Annotated in this window: 15 protein-coding genes; 2 read left to right on the plus strand and 13 right to left on the minus strand. The window is 28.0% G+C overall.

Annotated features, from left to right (window positions below; all coding sequences use genetic code 11):
• Positions 1–202 precede the first annotated feature (202 nt).
• From QZ321_RS09640 to QZ321_RS09650, 3 genes are all read right to left on the minus strand, one after another.
• On the minus strand, positions 203–913 hold the full coding sequence (locus tag QZ321_RS09640) for a hypothetical protein (RefSeq protein WP_291747704.1): 711 nt from the start codon (positions 911–913) through the stop codon (positions 203–205).
• Between the two features lie 6 nt (positions 914–919).
• A complete protein-coding gene (locus QZ321_RS09645; protein WP_291747701.1) occupies positions 920–1162 on the minus strand; it encodes a hypothetical protein in 243 nt (80 codons plus the stop codon).
• A 103-nt stretch (positions 1163–1265) separates the two neighbouring features.
• Positions 1266–1388: a hypothetical protein gene (locus QZ321_RS09650; RefSeq protein WP_291743096.1), complete on the minus strand. Its 123-nt coding sequence runs from the start codon at positions 1386–1388 to the stop codon at positions 1266–1268.
• Positions 1389–1575: 187 nt separating this feature from the next.
• Here QZ321_RS09650 and QZ321_RS09655 point away from each other — a divergent pair, with 187 nt between their 5' ends.
• Positions 1576–2499, plus strand: coding sequence for an NERD domain-containing protein (locus QZ321_RS09655; protein WP_291747698.1), 924 nt, complete (start codon positions 1576–1578; stop codon positions 2497–2499).
• Between the two features lie 99 nt (positions 2500–2598).
• Here the strand turns inward: QZ321_RS09655 and QZ321_RS09660 are convergent, their stop codons facing one another.
• From QZ321_RS09660 to QZ321_RS09670, 3 genes are all read right to left on the minus strand, one after another.
• Positions 2599–2751, minus strand: coding sequence for a hypothetical protein (locus QZ321_RS09660; protein WP_291747696.1), 153 nt, complete (start codon positions 2749–2751; stop codon positions 2599–2601).
• A 26-nt stretch (positions 2752–2777) separates the two neighbouring features.
• Complete coding sequence (locus QZ321_RS09665; protein ID WP_291747693.1) at positions 2778–3488, minus strand: hypothetical protein; 711 nt, start codon at positions 3486–3488, stop codon at positions 2778–2780.
• 167 nt (positions 3489–3655) lie between these two features.
• Positions 3656–4897, minus strand: coding sequence for a transposase (locus QZ321_RS09670; protein ID WP_294196701.1), 1242 nt, complete (start codon positions 4895–4897; stop codon positions 3656–3658).
• Positions 4898–5327: 430 nt separating this feature from the next.
• On the opposite strand from QZ321_RS09670, the gene asnA reads away from it, so the two are divergent.
• Positions 5328–6353, plus strand: coding sequence for an aspartate--ammonia ligase (gene asnA / locus QZ321_RS09675; RefSeq protein WP_294196703.1), 1026 nt, complete (start codon positions 5328–5330; stop codon positions 6351–6353).
• Positions 6354–6489: 136 nt separating this feature from the next.
• Here the strand turns inward: asnA and mnmA are convergent, their stop codons facing one another.
• The 7 genes from mnmA to QZ321_RS09710 form a co-directional block, all read right to left on the minus strand.
• The gene (gene mnmA / locus QZ321_RS09680) at positions 6490–7578 is read right to left on the minus strand and encodes a tRNA 2-thiouridine(34) synthase MnmA (RefSeq protein ID WP_291750259.1); all 1089 of its coding nucleotides are present in this window, start codon (positions 7576–7578) and stop codon (positions 6490–6492) included.
• Positions 7579–7599: 21 nt separating this feature from the next.
• Positions 7600–8043, minus strand: coding sequence for a Fe-S cluster assembly scaffold protein NifU (nifU, locus tag QZ321_RS09685; RefSeq protein ID WP_042395324.1), 444 nt, complete (start codon positions 8041–8043; stop codon positions 7600–7602).
• Between the two features lie 2 nt (positions 8044–8045).
• Positions 8046–9230 (minus strand): cysteine desulfurase NifS, encoded by a 1185-nt coding sequence (gene nifS / locus QZ321_RS09690; protein ID WP_291750257.1) that lies wholly within the window; start codon positions 9228–9230, stop codon positions 8046–8048.
• A gap of 3 nt (positions 9231–9233) precedes the next feature.
• On the minus strand, positions 9234–9683 hold the full coding sequence (locus QZ321_RS09695) for an Rrf2 family transcriptional regulator (RefSeq protein WP_291750255.1): 450 nt from the start codon (positions 9681–9683) through the stop codon (positions 9234–9236).
• A 92-nt stretch (positions 9684–9775) separates the two neighbouring features.
• A complete protein-coding gene (locus QZ321_RS09700; protein WP_291750252.1) occupies positions 9776–11041 on the minus strand; it encodes a replication-associated recombination protein A in 1266 nt (421 codons plus the stop codon).
• 186 nt (positions 11042–11227) lie between these two features.
• Positions 11228–16870: a leucine-rich repeat domain-containing protein gene (locus tag QZ321_RS09705; RefSeq protein WP_294196706.1), complete on the minus strand. Its 5643-nt coding sequence runs from the start codon at positions 16868–16870 to the stop codon at positions 11228–11230.
• Positions 16871–17050: 180 nt separating this feature from the next.
• On the minus strand, positions 17051–18061 hold the full coding sequence (locus QZ321_RS09710; protein ID WP_294196707.1) for a hypothetical protein: 1011 nt from the start codon (positions 18059–18061) through the stop codon (positions 17051–17053).
• Positions 18062–18363: the final 302 nt, after the last annotated feature.

The raw sequence follows: 18363 nt of genomic DNA on the forward strand, positions 1-18363 counted from the left end.
ATCCAATTTTAATTATACAATTAAGTAATTAGTCGTCAAAAATTAAATTATAAAAAGAGAGATATACTTATATTACATTTTAAACTCTAATACAAGCATCACTCTCTTTTTATTTATAATTATTTAAATTTATCTTAGATACTATTTAAAAAGCACTCTTAATTTACCTTTTATGAAAACTAAAACTCCTATGTAAAATAATTTATCTTTTTATCAAAATATTATCTAACATATTAATTTGAATTTCTCTTAATTTCATAAAATAATTAATTCCTAAACTCAATAAAACTAACATAATAAACGTAAACTTAAAATTAGCTAATATCATATAAATTAATATTAACCATATAATTTGTGATTTTTCCTTTGATTTAGTTTTTAAGGATAATCCCCTAATAACAAAGGAAAATGAATCCTTTAATATAAAGTATATAAATAATACTCTTATTGCCTTTGCAACAACCTTAAAATATACAAAGTTAAATTCAAAACCCTTTAAATTTAATATTTCATATATAATTAAATATATAATTCCAAATATATAAGTTTTCTTACTACAACATATATAAGCTCCGTATTTTTTAAAATTACTTATAATTATATATTTTTCATTAGTATTTTCATTTAATATATTTAACTTTTTTCCTATAAACAAAGCTCCTATATAAGCCACTAATATCGTACTTATAGGAATCATAGCAACAAATATACTAAATGCCATAGACATATACTCTTCCCCTAAAGGAAATAGTTCTCTATAACTATCAAACTCCTTCATAAAACTATATCCTGTTAGTTTTGAAAAATATATATCAATTAATACCATAACAAAACAACCTAAAATTGCTGAGTAAAGAAAATCATCAAATATAGTTCCTTTTTTTATTATTAAATATCCACATATAAGTCCCATTATTATTCATTGGCTCATCCAAATAGCAGATGCTATATCTCCAACTACTAAAGTTACAATAAGTAATGAAGTTAATGAAGACATTAAAGTATACTTGCCTCCAAGCCTAATGTATATTAAGCAAATAAAAAGTGGAACAACCATATCAAGGTAGATTGTATATGCTATTCCCGTATAAATTGCCATCATACTCATTGCAACAAATAAAGAAGATAATACTCCTGCTTCTGTTAATTTTTTTGTATTCAAATTAAATCCACCACACTATTCTTTTTTAAACAATCTAAAAATTGTTTTATTTCTTAAGTTCTTTAATCAATTATACTACTTTATTTTAAGTACAAAAGTAAATTTATTTTAAATTCACCTTATAGAAAACCTTTTCTTTGTAATAATTATTTAGCCCCTCAAAAGTTGGATTTATACCTAATCTAAAACATTCCTCAACATAAGCCTTTAAAACATAAATATTCATAGATTTATCACTCCTTTTAAGACTTTCATATTTATGTTTTAATATATGTAATAACAGTTATGTAAATTACTAAAAACAATAAAAAATTTAAATTTATTATTTTCACAAAAAATCTAAGCAATTTATTTAAAAAGATGAATAATTTTCCAAAAAATAGGTAACCTAATACTAAAGGAGGCTATGAAAAATGTTGCTTATTTTAGTAAATATTTTTTGGATAATTATAAAATTAATAGGTTATGCTATCTTTTTTCTAATAAAAGCAATATTTGAAGTATTTGTTTTTATTTTTAAAACACCATCATTAAGATTCCCTTTTTTACTTATTAGTATTGGTTATATCTTTAAAATTAATTTTAATATTTTAGCAACTATATATTTTATTTACTTAATGAATGCCTGTGCTAAAAAGTTTAATATTTATAATAAAATTTATTCAGATTTAAATTATCTTTATAATAAAATACGTAACTCCTATAAAGTTTCAAAATATTTAAAATGCCTTAAAAATGATAGTATTATATTAAATAACATTTACTTAGAAAATAATGATGAGGATTTTTGTTCTATAGATGAATTGGTAATTACAAATGGTGGTATTTTTGCTATTAAAACATTAAATTACCCTTATAATAATTACAATAAACTTAATACAAGTATTACTGAATATTTAAACAATATTAAATCTAAAAAAGATATAATAGTAGATTTTAAATTTATCAATTCTATTTCAGAAGAATGCTTAAAATGCTATAATATTTTGCAAGATATTTTATCTTGTGATATACCAATAACTAATATTATTGCTATACCTCAAGAAAACTGTGTTGTAGAAGAAAATGCTTCTTTAGAAACACCAATTATAACAGCAGAAGATTTGCCTTATTATATTAAAAATAAAATAAACAGAAATGCTGATTACTCACCATTAGTAATAAAAGAAAACTTACTAGAAAACAAACTTTGGATTTTTGATATATTAGCTTCTTGGCTTTATAGCTTTTTAAACCATACAAAAACCACAATATTGTTTTTTACTATATTTTTAATGATATATTATATTTATATAACATTTATAACTTATATATTTTTTAAAATAACATCTTTATAAAAATATTATTTTATACAAATTTTAAAAATTATATAAATAAAAAGAAGCTATATTTATATTAAATTTAAATATAAATATAGCTCTTTTATTTTGATTAAATTATTCTAAAATTTCATATTTATCAATATTAGTTTGTTTTATAATCCTATTATAAACATCTCTTATATCATCTGCATCATTATCAAATGCTAAAGCTTCTACTAAAGAATCTAAAACAACCATTAATTCTCGTTCATTTAACTTTATTTCCATAAATACTCCTCCCATATTATAAACTTTTATTTTCTTATTCTTACTTGAAGCTTTTCTATCCATCCCTTATTATACTTAAGTGAAATATATCCTATTATACTCATGATAAGTGCTCCAACTGCATCTACAAATAAATCTACCATAGTATCAGTAAGTGCGGCTCTTCCTACTAATGGTGTTCCATTTTCTAAAGCAAATTTTTGCATATTAAGTCCTAATAATCCATCAAAAGTAAATTCATAAAATTCCCAAATTACTCCTAAAGTTACAGCAAAACAAAAAGAAAATAATGCTACAAATATAGGGCTTAAATTCATTGGAACATCTTCACTTTTATTTAATAAAGCTACAATTGAAAAACCTAATGCTCCTATCATTGCTCCACTAAATGTATGTAAAATATTATCCCAGTTTGCAACATTGTAATAAAAGCTCTTAACTTCTCCTAAATATATTGCTGAATATAAAAATATAGTATATAAAATTAACATATTTGATGGTATTTCAATTTTTAACTTATGTTCTAACATTCCCGGTAATAATAATGCAACTACTCCTAAAATACATTGTGATAACATTAAAGCATAATCACTTTTTATACGAATAAATGGTTCATTAGGGTCTGCAACTGTTGGTGCATTATTAATTGCAAAAATTAAAAATACAATAGTAGAAACTAATGTTATTAGTACAAAATAACTTAAAACTTTTTGCCAATTAATTTTACTTTTTTTCATAGGCCCTCCTTAAATTTTAATTTATTAATATTAGTTCGAATTATTATTTTATAATAAATATAATTAAAAGTAAAACTTTATATGTATCTTATTTAAAAATATTTGAACTACCTCGACCACAAGGGTACGAGGATTCTTCTAACGTAGTTTGATATTTAAGCTTCCACCTAATAGGCAACCCTTATACGTTGTGGGTGAGTCCAATTACCCTTATCCCTCATAGTATTTACTAAGTCGGGAATACATTTCTCTGCTTTTCTTAATATATTTAAGCTACCATTAATGTCTGCATTTAATATTCCATATCCACTTTTGAAAAGTCCTCTCGTTATTCTTCTACTCTTATTGTAATATTTCTTTGTTATTGGTTCTAAGTCTATAGCACTACATCCACTTGTATAAGATTCTTCTTGCAGTTTTATTTCTATTCCTTGCAATTTAGCTTTATACGTTATTAACTCAACTAGTCGTTGTGTCGGTATCTGAACAAAGGATTTATTATAATTCATATCTTGTTTAATATCTTTTAACTTTCCTATAACTATTTTACCTACATTATTTTCAATAGCCTTATCAATTACACTCTTGCTAGTTTTATGTAAATAATCATTGATATAATTACTTCTATATTTTCTAAGTCTATTTATTTCTTTTGTGTTTTTGAATTTATCTGAACCATATTTCTTCATTTCAATACTTTGTAAATAAGCTATTCTCTTATTGACATAAGAGTTAACAGATTTTAATGCTCTACCACAATAGATATATTGATTAACACCATCTTTGAAAGTTATAGTAGCTAAATTATCTAAACCAATATCAATGCTCATGATATTATTAGATGTATTTTCAATTTCATCTTTATTATAGATTATGATTAAGTTCCATTCTTTTTGAACTTTGTCAAAGTTAAATCTAGCTTGTTGTATTCTATCCCAATTTATAAGGCTTTGAAGTTTGTTTGAAACTTCAAAATTAAGACTATCTACCTTAAATTCATCACGAATAGCTTTAGATAGAGATAACTTTAATATATCATTTTGATACCTTATAGCTAAGTTAGTAAATATAATTTCATTTTTATTTCTTTCAGTATTTTTAAATTTGGGAGGCTTAGGAAGTCCTTTATATTTGTTTGGATTAACTCCAAAATCTTTAATACTTGCAAAATAACTTTTCCAATTCTGTTCTAATACTTTAAACATTTGTTGTCTAGTATGACTATGCAGAAAATCACAATGCCAATTATTTTTATAGCACTTTTCAATATCATAATAATTTTTAAATCCATTTTCCCTTAAATCATAGCTAATTATATTATATAGCTTGGTAGTATGGTAGCTTAATTCCTCTATAATCTCTAATTGTTTTGAACTAATTTGTGGTTTAAATTTGAATGATAATTTCATCTTTTCACCTCCTTACATTGTTATCAAGGAAAAGAAGTCATAGTATCTATAACATTAACTATCATATAGTATTTTGTCCTAAATATATACACAAATTTTTAAATATGAATTGGAATATGAAATATCAAAAATGTTTAAAAGCATAGCTTTTAATTACGGTTTTGAAGTTCTAGAACAAGAGATAGTGCTAGCGAGATATTCAAAGCTTTTCCTAAATTAAAGAAAAATAAGTTTTGGGATAGTGGATTAAGGTATATTCAAAATCAAAAGAGTTAAGGGAGTTAGGTATCGAACCTACTTCCTTAAAATGCTTACATCCACAGGCACAAGGCACAGTGGTTTTACGCATTACACTATAAATATTTATTCTTTACTATTTTGGCATTTACCCCCATAATATTATATTATAACATTATTGGGGGTTATTTTTATGGCAAAAGAATTAAAATCTAAAGTTTTCATACCAGAAAACTATAAATCTAATTTATCATTAATAGAAACAGAAATAGCAATAAAAAAGGTTAAAGATTTTTTTGAAAGCAAACTTGCTGAAACATTAAACTTAACAAGAGTATCTGCTCCATTATTTCTTGAAAATGGTTCAGGATTAAATGATAATTTAAATGGAATAGAAAGACCAGTAAGCTTTGATATGCTCGCAATTAAAGATAGTGATATAGAAATTGTTCATTCTCTTGCAAAGTGGAAAAGATTTGCTCTTAATAGATATAAATTTAAAGCTGGTTTTGGATTATATACAGATATGAATGCTATTAGACGTGATGAGGAACTAGATAATTTACACTCTATTTATGTTGACCAATGGGATTGGGAAAAAGTAATTAATAAAGAAGATAGAAACTTAAACACTTTAAAAGATACTGTTAGAAAAATATTTTCTGTATTTAAAGCAACAGAAAACTTTGTTTCTAAGGAATATAAATCAATTGAAAAAGTTCTTCCGGAAGACATTACTTTTGTAACTGCACAAGAACTTGAAGATATGTACCCAAACCTTACATCTAAAGAAAGAGAAAATGCTATTTGTAAAGAACATAAAGCTGTATTTATACTAGGAATTGGGGATACTTTAAAATCTGGAGAAAAACATGATGGTAGAAGCCCTGACTATGATGATTGGACACTTAATGGTGATATTTTATTTTATGATCCATTATTTGATTCAGCTATAGAGCTTTCTTCTATGGGAATTAGAGTTGATAAAAATGCTTTAGAATATCAATTGCAAAAATCGGGTTGTGAAGATAGACGTACACTTCCATTCCACAAAGCATTATTAGAAGATAAGCTTCCTTTAACTATGGGTGGCGGAATTGGACAATCAAGAATTTGTATGTTCTTTTTAAGAAAAGCCCATATAGGTGAAGTTCAAGCTTCTATTTGGGATGAATATACTCATAAAAAATGTGAAGAAGCTGGAATAGAATTGCTTTAATTAAATAAAAGAGAGCTATACCTTATTGAAAACTCTTAATTCAATAAGATATAGCTCCCTTTAATATGTGTTATTTTTATTAATATACTTCATAAAAGATTATTTATAAAAAGTTAATATAATAAAAATCTTTTTATTATATTATACCAGCAATAATTCCTCCGCCAACAACTTTGTTTCCTTGATAGAAAACAACAGATTGACCTTTTGTTATTGCTCTTTGCTTTTCTTTAAAGCTAACTTTTATCTTTCCATCTCTTAAAGGTGAAATAACAGCTTCTGCTGGTCTTCCTGAATATCTAACCTTAGCTTCAACAGTTATAGGCTCTTCAAGCTTATCAAAAGGAATAAAGTTAACATCTTTAGCAACTAAATCCGTCTTAAATATATCCTCTTCTGGACCTAATACAACTTCATTAGTTCTAGGATTTATATCAGTTACAAATACAGGTCTTCCAAGTGCTATTCCTAAGCCTTTTCTTTGACCTATAGTATAATAAACTATTCCTTTATGCTTACCTAATATATTTCCATTTTTATCAACAAAATTTCCAGGCGTAACCTCTAAAGGTCTAGCTTCACTTATGTATCTACCATGATCATTATCTGGTATAAAGCAAATTTCTTCACTATCTTTTTTATTATAAACAGATAATCCAATTTCTTTTGCAATTTCTCTTATTCTATCCTTAGTGTACTCTCCACAAGGCATAAGAGTATGTGCTAATTGCTCTTGAGTAAAATTATATAAAGCATATGTTTGGTCTTTTCTATCATCATCTGAACGAATTAATAGATATCTTCCATTTTCATCTTTTTCAATTTTAGCATAATGTCCTGTTGCAACATAATCAGCACCTATTCCTTGAGCTTTTCTTAATAACTCATCAAACTTTAAATGCTTATTACATGCTATACATGGATTTGGTGTTTTTCCATCTATGTATTCTTGAACAAAATAATCAATAACCTTTTCTTTAAAGCTATCTCTAAAATTCATTACATAAAAAGGAATTCCAATTTTATTAGCAACTCTTCTAGCATCATCTACAGCTGAAAGCGAACAACATCCACCTTCTCTTTCTGTATAATCCTTATCTTCTTGCCAAATTTGCATTGTAACACCAATAACATCATAGCCTTGCTCTTTTAAAAGGTAAGCAGCAACGGAGCTATCAACTCCGCCACTCATACCTATAACAACTTTTTTCTTTTTTTCCATCAATAAATCACACCTTAAGTTTTTTTATTCGTGTCCGTGTACTGCATCATGTAATTCATCATGATCTGTTTCTTCGAATTCCCATCCCTCAGTGCTTAATCCAGCATTTTTTCTGTAGTCATTAATTGCTTTGTGTATAGCTTCTTCTGCTAATACTGAACAGTGCATTTTTACTGGTGGAAGTCCATCTAAAGCTTCAGCAACAGCTTTATTTGATAATTCCCAAGCTTCTTCTAAAGTTTTTCCTTTAATCATTTCTGTAGCCATTGAAGATGAAGCTATAGCAGAACCACATCCAAAAGTTTGGAATTTAACATCTTTAATAATGTTATCTTCTACTTTTAAATAAACTCTCATTATATCTCCGCACTTAGCATTTCCAACTTCTCCAATACCGTTTGCGTCTTCAATTTCTCCTACATTTCTTGGATTTCTAAAATGGTCCATAACTTTATCTGTATATATCATAATTATTTTTCTCCCTTCTTAACAAAATCACTCCATAATGGTGACATATTTCTTATTCTTTGTATAATTCCAGGTAATACTTCTAAAACATAATCAACATCTTCTTCTGTTGAGCCATCACCTAAAGTTAATCTTAATGATCCATGAGCTAATTCATGTGGTAGACCTATTGCTAAAAGTACATGAGATGGATCTAACGAACCTGATGTACATGCACTTCCACTTGATGCACATATTCCTTCAAAATCTAATGATAATAAAATTGATTCTCCTTCTATATAAGTAAATCTTACATTTACATTACCAGGTAATCTCTTATCCCCTCTTGGTCCATTTAAATACGAATATGGAACTCTTTCTAATATTCCATCTATAAGCTTATCTCTAAGTTTTGAAGTTCTCTCCATATGAGCTTCAATATCTTTTGTAGCTAACTCTATAGCTTTACCTAATCCAACAACTGATGCAATATTTTCAGTTCCCGCTCTTCTTGCTCTTTCTTGACCACCACCGTGGATTAAATTGTCTATTCTTACACCTTTTCTTATGTATAAAACACCTATACCCTTAGGTCCATATATCTTATGACCTGCTAAAGATAAAAGGTCAATATTCATTTCCTTTACATCTACTGGAACATTTCCAACTGCTTGAACGGCATCTGTATGGAATAAAACTTTTCTTTCTCTACAAATTGCACCTATTTCTTTTATAGGTTGAATAGTTCCTATTTCATTATTTGCAAACATAATTGATACTAAAATAGTATTATCTTTTATTGCATTTTTTAATTCTTCTAAATCAATAAATCCTTCTTCATTAACATCTAAGTAAGTTACTTCAAAACCATTTTTCTCTAAATATTCACAAGTATGAAGAACTGCATGATGTTCAATTTTAGTAGTTATTATATGATTTCCTTTTTTTCTGTGTGCAGTTGCAATCCCCTTGATTGCCCAGTTATCTGCTTCAGAACCACCACCAGTGAAGTAAACTTCGCTCATATCGCAATTTAAAGCATTTGCTACCTGTCCTCTTGCTTTATCTATTGCCATTTTTGTCTCTCTTGATATTCCATAAAAAGATGATGGATTACCAAACTTTTCTGTAAAATATGGCATCATTTCTTCTAAAACTTCTGGCTTTACATAAGTAGTAGCCGCATAATCCATATATACTGTTTTCATAATTTATTCACTCCTCTGTAATGTTAGTGCTTCGTTTTTTTCTTTAATTTTATTGTAGTCATCTACTATATCTTGTAAAGTTATGCCTTCCATAACATCATCTATACTATTTTTTATCTTTGCCCATAAAAGCCTAGTTGCACAACAATCTATATTATTACAAGCAACCCCTTCAATACAATCAGCAATTTCTATAGGGCCTTCAAGTACATACATTATATCTGAAACCTTAATATCTTTTGGTTCTCTTCCTAATATATATCCCCCTTGGGCACCCCTTATACTATTTATAAGTTTTGCCTTTCTAAGCGGGGAAAATAGTTGCTCTAAATAATATTCAGATATTCCCTGTCTCTGTGAAATAGTTTTTATTGATAGGGGAGAATCTCCGTAATTTATTGCTAATTCAACCATAGCTTTTACTCCATATCTTCCTTTAGTTGATAATTTCATTCTCTCACCCCTTATTCAGACTTTTTTGCTATGCTTTATATTTATATCATACTAACTTACTCGGCTTTTGTCAACTAAGATTAAAATTTTTATTATTTTTTTACTCTGTCCCAATAATCTTTAGTTGCTTTTTCAAATTTATTATTACCATACTCATAATAAACTTTATTTTTTATATTATCAGGTAAATACTGTTGCTTAACATAGTGATTTGGATAATTATGTGGATATTTATATTCTAATCCTCTTCCCATCTTGCAAGCTCCACTATAATGAGCATCCTTTAAAGCCTTAGGAATATCCCCTATAGTTAAATTTTCTAAATCATTAAGTGCAGAATCTATTGCTAAATATGCAGAATTTGATTTTGGGCTTGTTGCTAAAAGTATTGTGGCTTCTGCAAGTTGTATTCTAGCTTCTGGAAAACCTAATTCTCTTGCAGAATCAACTAAGGCTTTAACTATAAAACTTGCTTGTGGATATGCAAGACCAATATCCTCTGATGCAATAACTTGTAATCTCCTACAAATAGAAATCAAATCCCCTGCCTTAATAAGTCTAGCTAAATAATGAATTGCAGCATCAGCATCACTACCACGAATTGACTTTTGAAATGCACTAAGTATATCGTAATGTGCATCTCCATTATTATCATAAGCAATAACCTTACTTTGAGTTGAATCTTTAACAACCTCTAAATCAATAACTAAAATTTTATTGCTATTAGGTTTAGTTGAATTTAAAGCAATTTCTAATCCGTTAATTGCTTTTCTAACATCTCCATTACAATAGGAAGCTAAATAATTTATAGCTTCTTCTTTAACATCTAATTTTATTTCATTATAATCTTTACTTTTAATATGTATTGCTCTGTTAATTGCCTTTTTTATATCCTCTTCTTTTACTGGTTTAAATTCAAATATAGTTGACCTTGAAAGAAGTGCTTTAAAAATATAAAAATACGGATTTTCCGTAGTTGATGCAATTAATGTTATTCTACCATCTTCTATGTATTCTAAAAGTGATTGTTGTTGCTTTTTATTAAAATTTTGAATTTCATCTAAATATAAAACTACACCATTAATCCCTAAAAAAGTATCTAATTCTTTTGTTATTTCTTGAATGTCTTTTAATGAGGCATTGGTTGCATTTAGTTTATAAAACCTTTTTCCAGCTTGCTTTGCAATTATATTTGCTACGGTAGTCTTCCCTACCCCTGGTGGTCCATAAAATATCATATTTGAAATTCTACCACTTTTAACTATTCTATCTAATATTTTATTTTCTCCTAATATATGCTCCTGACCACAAATTTCACTTAATTGTGTAGGTCTAATTAAATCTGCTAGTGGTTTCATGTCTTCACCTCACAGTTATTTTAACCTTATAGATTATACCACAAAACTTTATATATATTTAGTCAAATTTTTTAAAATTTAAAAAAAGCCTACTAATTAAAATGCAACTTTAAATCAAGAACATTTAATTAGTAAGCTTTTTATATATTTTTTAAATTATAGGATAAAGCTTATTTATATTTTATTTTATTTTTCTTTTCTTATTCTCTTATTACCTTTTCCTGTAATAAAGGCTATAGCTCCACCGGTTATTGTAAGAAGTAATCCCCATAATCCAAGATTACTCCTTTCCCCTGTTTGAGGAAGACTTGGTTTAACTTCTACTTCATAAGTTTTTATAATTGTACCTGTGTAGTTCCCCTTAAAGGTTATTGTAACTGTTACAGTATTTCCTTCTTGTTTCTTTGTAACCTTATAATCCTTACTACTATCTAAAATCTTGCTTCCATCTTTTATTATTAAGTTATCTAGGTCTTTATCAGATTTAATTTCTGATATAGATAATTGTGTGCCATCTTTTGGTGTTATATTAAATACTAAGGCTTTGCTTTCTAATCCATAGTAATTTTCTGTTTCTTCTACGACTGCCTTTACATACCACTTTCCAGCTTCTGTTGGAACATCAGCTGTATATTCCCCATCTTTTTTATTACTATAAACATAAATAACTTCTCCAAACTTTCCAGAAGCTGAAGGATTACTTGCCTTATCTCCATATGTCCAATCTTCTATAGAAATATCTTCTGTCCAGTTATTTTTTACCTTTTCAACAATAACATCAATTTCAATATTTTCTACAATTTCATAGTTATTTATATCCTCTGGTGTATAAATTACTATAAACTTATTTGTTCCAACATTTCCAACTGGTTGTTTATCATCTTTCCATGTAAATCCTTCTGGTAATTTAATATCCTCTAAAGTTTGTCCATAAAATTCTTTTATATCCTTTGGAATTTCAAATTTTGGAGTAGCCTTTTTTATTTCAAATTCAATTATTTCATTAAAACCTGTGTATTCATCAGTTGATAAAACAGTTGCCTTCATATACCATTTTCCAGCATCAGTTGGAACTACATCAGTAAATGTTCCTGTTTTAGAGTTACTATAAGTAAATATTACATCACCATATTTAGAATCTCCTACAGGAGTATTTGCCTTTTCTCCATAAGTCCAACCCTTTATTGAAGGAGTTACCTTCCAAGTATTTTGAACCTTTGAAACAGAAACTTGAAGAACTCTTTCTACATAGCCTCCATCTTCATTATAACCTTCAACCTTTGTATAATCATAATTTTTATCATCAACCTTAAGTCTTGCTTTATATCCATTATTTTTAATTGTAACAGTTTGTGATTTATCTACCCATGTCCAATTTTCTGGTAAACTAACACTATCTAGTTTATCATCTTGTACTGCTGATAAATTATCAGGTAAAACTATTTCTGGTGCAACAGCTTTTTCAATTTTAAACTCTTTAACTTGCGAAATTCCAGTATAATTATCATTTCCTATAACTTCTGCTTTTACATACCATGTTCCAGCCTCTGTTGGTATTTCCCCTGTATAAGCCCTACCTTTTGTATTACTATAAGTGAACTTTACTTCTCCAAACTGTGCAGAAGCTACTGGCTTATTTGGCTTTTCTCCATAAGTCCACCCTTCTATTGAAAGCTCTTCTATCCACTTATTTACTGCTTGTTTAACAACAATATCAATTTCGATATTATTTACTACCTTATAATTATTAGTATCTTGTGGAGTATAGCTAATCTTAAATTTATTTGTTCCAGCATTTCCAACAACCTCTTCACCATTTTTCCATGAAAAGCCTTCTGGTAAAATAACTTCTTTTAAAGTTTGTCCATAAATTGCTGTTATATCCTTTGGAGCTTCATAGTTTGGTATTGCCTTTTCAATAGTAAATTCAACAATTTCACTTAGTTCCTTATATTCTTCACTTTCAGCAACAGTTGCTTTCATATACCATGTTCCAGCTTCTGTTGGAACTACATCAGTAAAAGTTCCTGTTTTAGAATTACTATAAGTGAAGCTTACAGTTCCATTCTTTGCACTTCCTACTGGAGAATTTGGAGCTTGATTATATGTCCAATTCTTAATAGCTGGAGATATAATCCATGTATTTTCTCCTTTTGCAACAGAAACTTCAAGTCTTCTTTCTACATAATGTCCAGCTTCATTATAGCCCTCAATACCTGTATAATCATAATTTTTATCGTCTACTTTAAGTCTTGCTAAATATCCATTATTCTTAACAGTAGCAATTTCTGTTGGATTAACCCATGTCCATCCTTCAGGAAGAACAATAGTGCTAAGCTTATTATCTTGAACTCCTGATAAGTTACTTGGATTTACTACTTCTTTAATCGTTGCTTTTTCAATAGTAAATTCTACTATTTCATTTAAACCTTTATATTCATCACTAGATAAAACAGTAGCCTTCATATACCATCTTCCAGCCTCTGTTGGAACTTTATCCGTAAATGTACCTGTCTTCGAGTTACTATAAGTAAATACTACATCACCATGCTCAGCACTACCAACTGGAGATTTTGCTTTCTCCCCATAAGTCCAACCCTTTATTTGTGGAGCAATAGTCCAAGCATTTTCTCCTTTAGAAACAGAGACCTCTAGTGTTCTTTCTACATAGCTTCCCTTTGAATTATAACCTTCAACACCTGTATAATCATAATTTTTATCATCAACTTTAAGTCTTGCTTTATATCCATTGTTTTTAGTTGTAACTTTTTGATTAGGCGTAACCCATTCCCATCCACTTGGTAAATTGATGGTATTAAGTTCATCATCTTGAACAGCAGATAAATTATTTGGAATTATAATTTCTTGTGCATTTGCTTTTTCTATTTTAAATTCAATAACTTCACTAAGTTCCTTATACTCTTCACTTTCAGCAACAGTTGCTTTCATATACCATATTCCAGCTTCCGTTGGAACTACATCAGTAAATGTTCCTGTTTTAGAATTGCTATAAGTGAAGCTTACAGTTCCATTCTTTGCACTTCCTACTGGAGAATTTGGAGCTTGATTATATGTCCAATTTTTAATAGCTGGAGATATAATCCATGTATTTTCTCCTTTTGCAACAGAAACTTTAAGTGTTCTTTCTACATAGTGTCCCTTTGAATTATAACCTTCAACACCTGTATAATCATAATTTTTATCATCAACTTTAAGCCTTGCTAAATATCCATTATTCTTAACAGTAGCAATTTCTGTTGGATTAACCCATGTCCATCCTTCAGGAAGAACAATAGTTCTAAGCTCATTATCTTGAACTCCTGATAAGTTACTTGGATTTACTACTTCTTTAGCTGTTGCTTTTGCAATAGTAAACTCTACTATTTCATTTAAGCCTGTATATTCATCATTAGCTAAAACAGTTGCTTTCATATACCATGTTCCAGCTTCCGTTGGAACAGCTTCTTCAAACCTACCAGTTTGAGAGCTACTATAAGTAAATACTACATTTCCATATTTTGAACTACCAACAGGAGCATTTGCTTTTTCTCCATAAGTCCAGCCATTTATTGATGGGTTTACCTTCCAGCTATTTTTATTTTTTGCAACAGAAACTTTAAGTGTTCTTTCTACATAGTGTCCCTTTGAATTATAACCTTCAACACCTGTATAATCATAGTTTTTATCATCAACCTTAATTCTTGCCTTATATCCACTATTATTAACATTAACAGTTTCTGTTGGATTAACCCATTCCCATCCGCTTGGTAATTTAATAGTATTAAGCTCATCACCTTGAACAGCAGATAAATTACTTGGATTTATTAACTCTTTAGCTTTTGCTTTTTCTATTTTAAATTCCACTACTTTATTAAGACCTGTATACTCATCACCTTCAGAAACATTTGCCTTCATATACCATGTTCCAGCTTCTGTTGGAACTATATCAGTAAAGGTTCCTGTCTTAGAATTACTATAAGTAAAGGTTACTGTTCCATAACTTGCACTACCAACAGGAGCATTTGCATTTTCTCCATAAGTCCAACTCTTTATTGAAGGAGTTACCTTCCAAGTATTTTGGGCTTTAGAAACAGAAACTTTAAGTGTTCTTTCTACATAGTGTTCCTTTGAATTATAACCCTCAATACCTTTATAATCATAATTTTTATCATCTACTTTAAGCCTTGCTTTATATCCACTATTTTTAACAATAACAGTTTCCTCTGGATTAACCCATTCCCATCCACTTGATAAAGCAATAGTGCTTAGCTTACTTCCTGATATAGCAGATAAATTACTAGGTTCTACAACTGTATTTGGTTTTGCTTTTGTAATTTCAAAATCTACTACTATTTCAGCAGACTTATAATATGTTGTTTCTGCTACTTCAGCTTTTACCTTGTATTTTCCTGCTTCCGTTGGTGCAGAAGAAAGTTCTGTTCCTTTGCTATCATAGTAAGTAAAAGTAACTGCACCCTTGCTTCCTGTAATTTGGCAATCATCTTTTGTTAAGTTAACAGGCTTTCCATCATACACCTTCTTAATATTATCAAGATTAATAATTGAAATTGCACTTTCTGCCTTTACAGGATTTAATGTTACTTCCATAGTTACATCAAAATGTTGTGGCTGAGCCCCACTTACATACTCATAACTACCTACAGTATATTCATATACTATTGGTTGTCCAATTTCATAGTTACTAATGACATCACCATTTAATATAGCACCACTTGTAATTTTTATTTCTCCCTCGTTAAAACCTAATTTTTCTTTAACACTAAAGGTATCATCTGTTACAGTAAAATCTACTTCTATTTTAAAATCGCCAGTTTGATGAGGGTTTCCCTCTGTTTGAGTGAAAGAATAAATATTTTTTCCAGTACCAATATCAAGATTTACTATATCAGTATCCACAAAGAAAATTTGAGTTAAATTATTATTTTGACTTAAATCTAATTTTGTAATTTCTGTTCCTGAAAAATCAAGAGTACCTAACATAGAATTATTAGTTAAATCCAATTCTTTAATTGGTGTATTATTTAAATATAAAGATGCTAAATTTGTAATATGACTAACATTTAATTCTGAAATCGCTGTATTACTCAAAGTTAAATTTGTTAAATTCGTAGTACCACTTAAATTTATATTCTTAAGCTTTGTTGAATCTCGACAATCTAATTCATTTAACTTCTCCATATTGCTAACATTTAAATCTGTCATATTTGTATTAGTACAAGTTACTCTACTTAATTCTTTATTATTAGAAAGGTCTAATTCTGTAATATTTGTATATGAGCAATTTAAGTCTGTTAATTTTGTATTATTAGAAAGATTTAATTGTGCAATATTTGTATTTGAACAATTTAACTCCTCTAAATTTATACTTTTACTTATATCTAAATTTATATTAACCTTTTTGTCTTCTGAACCCATACACCATAAACGTGTTAGATTTTCATTTGTCTTTAGTGTAAAGTTATCTGCCTTCATCTCATAGCAATCTAATACATTTAAGCTTTTGCTTGATGTTACATCTAAATTGCTAATTTTTGTACCTGAACAATTTAAAGTTTCTAAATTATCATTTTTAGAAATATCTAAGCTTAAAATATCATTATTACTACAATTTAAGTAATTTAAATTAACATTATTTTCAAGATTAAGCTCTGTAATTCCTGAATTAGAACAATCCAAGCTTTCTAATTTAACATTTTTAGATAAATCAAGTGGAGCAGTTAAGTTAGCTTCAGAACAATTTAACGACACTAAATTAGTAAAAATTTCAATCCCAGTAAAATCTTTAATGTCATATTTTCCTCCAAGCAAAGGCTGAGTTTCAATTTCTGTTACATCATCTATTTCTTTTTGAGTTAACTTTAAATCAAATGCTATTTCATTTTTAATATATCTTCTAAATTCTGCATCTGGTACATTTGTTTCATTAATTTCAATTATATTAACATTAACTTTAACATTTAAATCTAATTGTCCATTTTTAGAAGTTCCTCAATTATACTTATAATTTATCTCACTTCCATAATTACTTACTACACCTGTAGTTTTATCTAAGTTTAAAGGACTATCTACAGTTACATTATTAATATCCATAATATCAAGCTCATTTTTAATATTAAACTCTGGAGTTGTTATAATATAATCATTTAATATAATAGTATCATTTATGTTAATAGTAGTAAGATTAGAATTATTACCAATATTTAAACTTGCTAATTTTGTATTATAACAATTTAAAGTTTTTAATTTAGTATTACTACTTACATCTAAACTCGTTATAGGGCGTCCAGTACAAATTAAAGTTTCTAGATTTACAAAATGTTCGATTCCCGCTAAATTACTAACAGCTGTTTTGCTAACATCAATACTATCTACACTCCCTATTTCGGTCTCTGAAAGAGCATTATCCCTATCAGTATCAAAATCAACAATAAACTTTCTAAATTCTTCATCCGGAAAATTTGTTTCATTAATTTCAATTCCTGTAGCTTTCTCTTCTACAGTCTTATCTTTATTCCCATTATCCTTATCTTCTTCTGCTTTAGATAAATCCTTGTCTTTAACAGCTGTTTCAACTTTTTCTAAGGTTTTATCTTCAGTATTTTCTATAATCTCATTTTTTTCATTGCTATCTTTAATTTCAGCTTCTTCTGTATTTTCTTTATTATCTTGATTTTCTACTTTGTCCTTTGCTTCTGTATTATCTTTTTCTTCCTCTGCCTTATTCTCATTGTTTTCTTTATTGCCTGTGCTTTCTTCTTTTTTCTCATTTTCTACATTACTTGTTTCTTTATTATTTGTTTCTACTCCCTTGTTTTCACTTTCTGGAGCTTCTGCCTTTGTAATGTCTTGTGCTTTGCTTTCTTCCTTAACCTTTGTTTCTATTTGTGTCTTGTCCAATTCCTGTGCATAAACTGTAGTTGTTGGTACTGGTGCCATTGTTGTTACTGCTATTGTTGTTGCCATAGCCATAGCTGTGACTTTATTTTTCTTATCCTTCATTTATGTATGTTCACCCCTTTTTAATCTCTTTGTACTTTTTTACATTTTTACAACATATAGGATATTATAAACTTTAAATACATTATTGTCTATTATTTTTGTTTTAAAAATTCTATATTTTACTATTAATTTTAAAAATTCCATAAAAAAAGTCAGCTTACTTTTTATTTTTTATTTTATAAGAATAAATTTACCTTTTAGCTGACTTTTTTTATTTATATTTTATTTTTCTTTTTTTATTATCTTGCTACTTTTTCCTGTAATGAAAGCTATAGCTCCACCTGTTATTGTAAGAACTAATC

The organism is uncultured Clostridium sp. (assembly GCF_910588715.1).
Taxonomy (GTDB): domain Bacteria; phylum Bacillota; class Clostridia; order Clostridiales; family Clostridiaceae; genus Clostridium.

Bases quoted from the DNA above. Each gene is read 5' to 3' on its own strand.
- QZ321_RS09665 (WP_291747693.1), bottom strand. From the start codon at position 3,488: ATGAAAAAAAGTAAAATTAATTGGCAAAAAGTTTTAAGTTATTTTGTA.
- QZ321_RS09670 (WP_294196701.1), bottom strand. From the start codon at position 4,897: ATGAAATTATCATTCAAATTTAAACCACAAATTAGTTCAAAACAATTA.
- QZ321_RS09710 (WP_294196707.1), bottom strand. From the start codon at position 18,061: ATGAAGGATAAGAAAAATAAAGTCACAGCTATGGCTATGGCAACAACA.
- QZ321_RS09655 (WP_291747698.1), top strand. From the start codon at position 1,576: ATGTTGCTTATTTTAGTAAATATTTTTTGGATAATTATAAAATTAATA.
- nifS (WP_291750257.1), bottom strand. From the start codon at position 9,230: ATGAAAACAGTATATATGGATTATGCGGCTACTACTTATGTAAAGCCA.
- nifU (WP_042395324.1), bottom strand. From the start codon at position 8,043: ATGATATATACAGATAAAGTTATGGACCATTTTAGAAATCCAAGAAAT.
- QZ321_RS09660 (WP_291747696.1), bottom strand. From the start codon at position 2,751: ATGGAAATAAAGTTAAATGAACGAGAATTAATGGTTGTTTTAGATTCT.
- QZ321_RS09650 (WP_291743096.1), bottom strand. From the start codon at position 1,388: ATGAATATTTATGTTTTAAAGGCTTATGTTGAGGAATGTTTTAGATTA.
- asnA (WP_294196703.1), top strand. From the start codon at position 5,328: ATGGCAAAAGAATTAAAATCTAAAGTTTTCATACCAGAAAACTATAAA.
- QZ321_RS09700 (WP_291750252.1), bottom strand. From the start codon at position 11,041: ATGAAACCACTAGCAGATTTAATTAGACCTACACAATTAAGTGAAATT.
- QZ321_RS09695 (WP_291750255.1), bottom strand. From the start codon at position 9,683: ATGAAATTATCAACTAAAGGAAGATATGGAGTAAAAGCTATGGTTGAA.
- QZ321_RS09640 (WP_291747704.1), bottom strand. From the start codon at position 913: ATGGGACTTATATGTGGATATTTAATAATAAAAAAAGGAACTATATTT.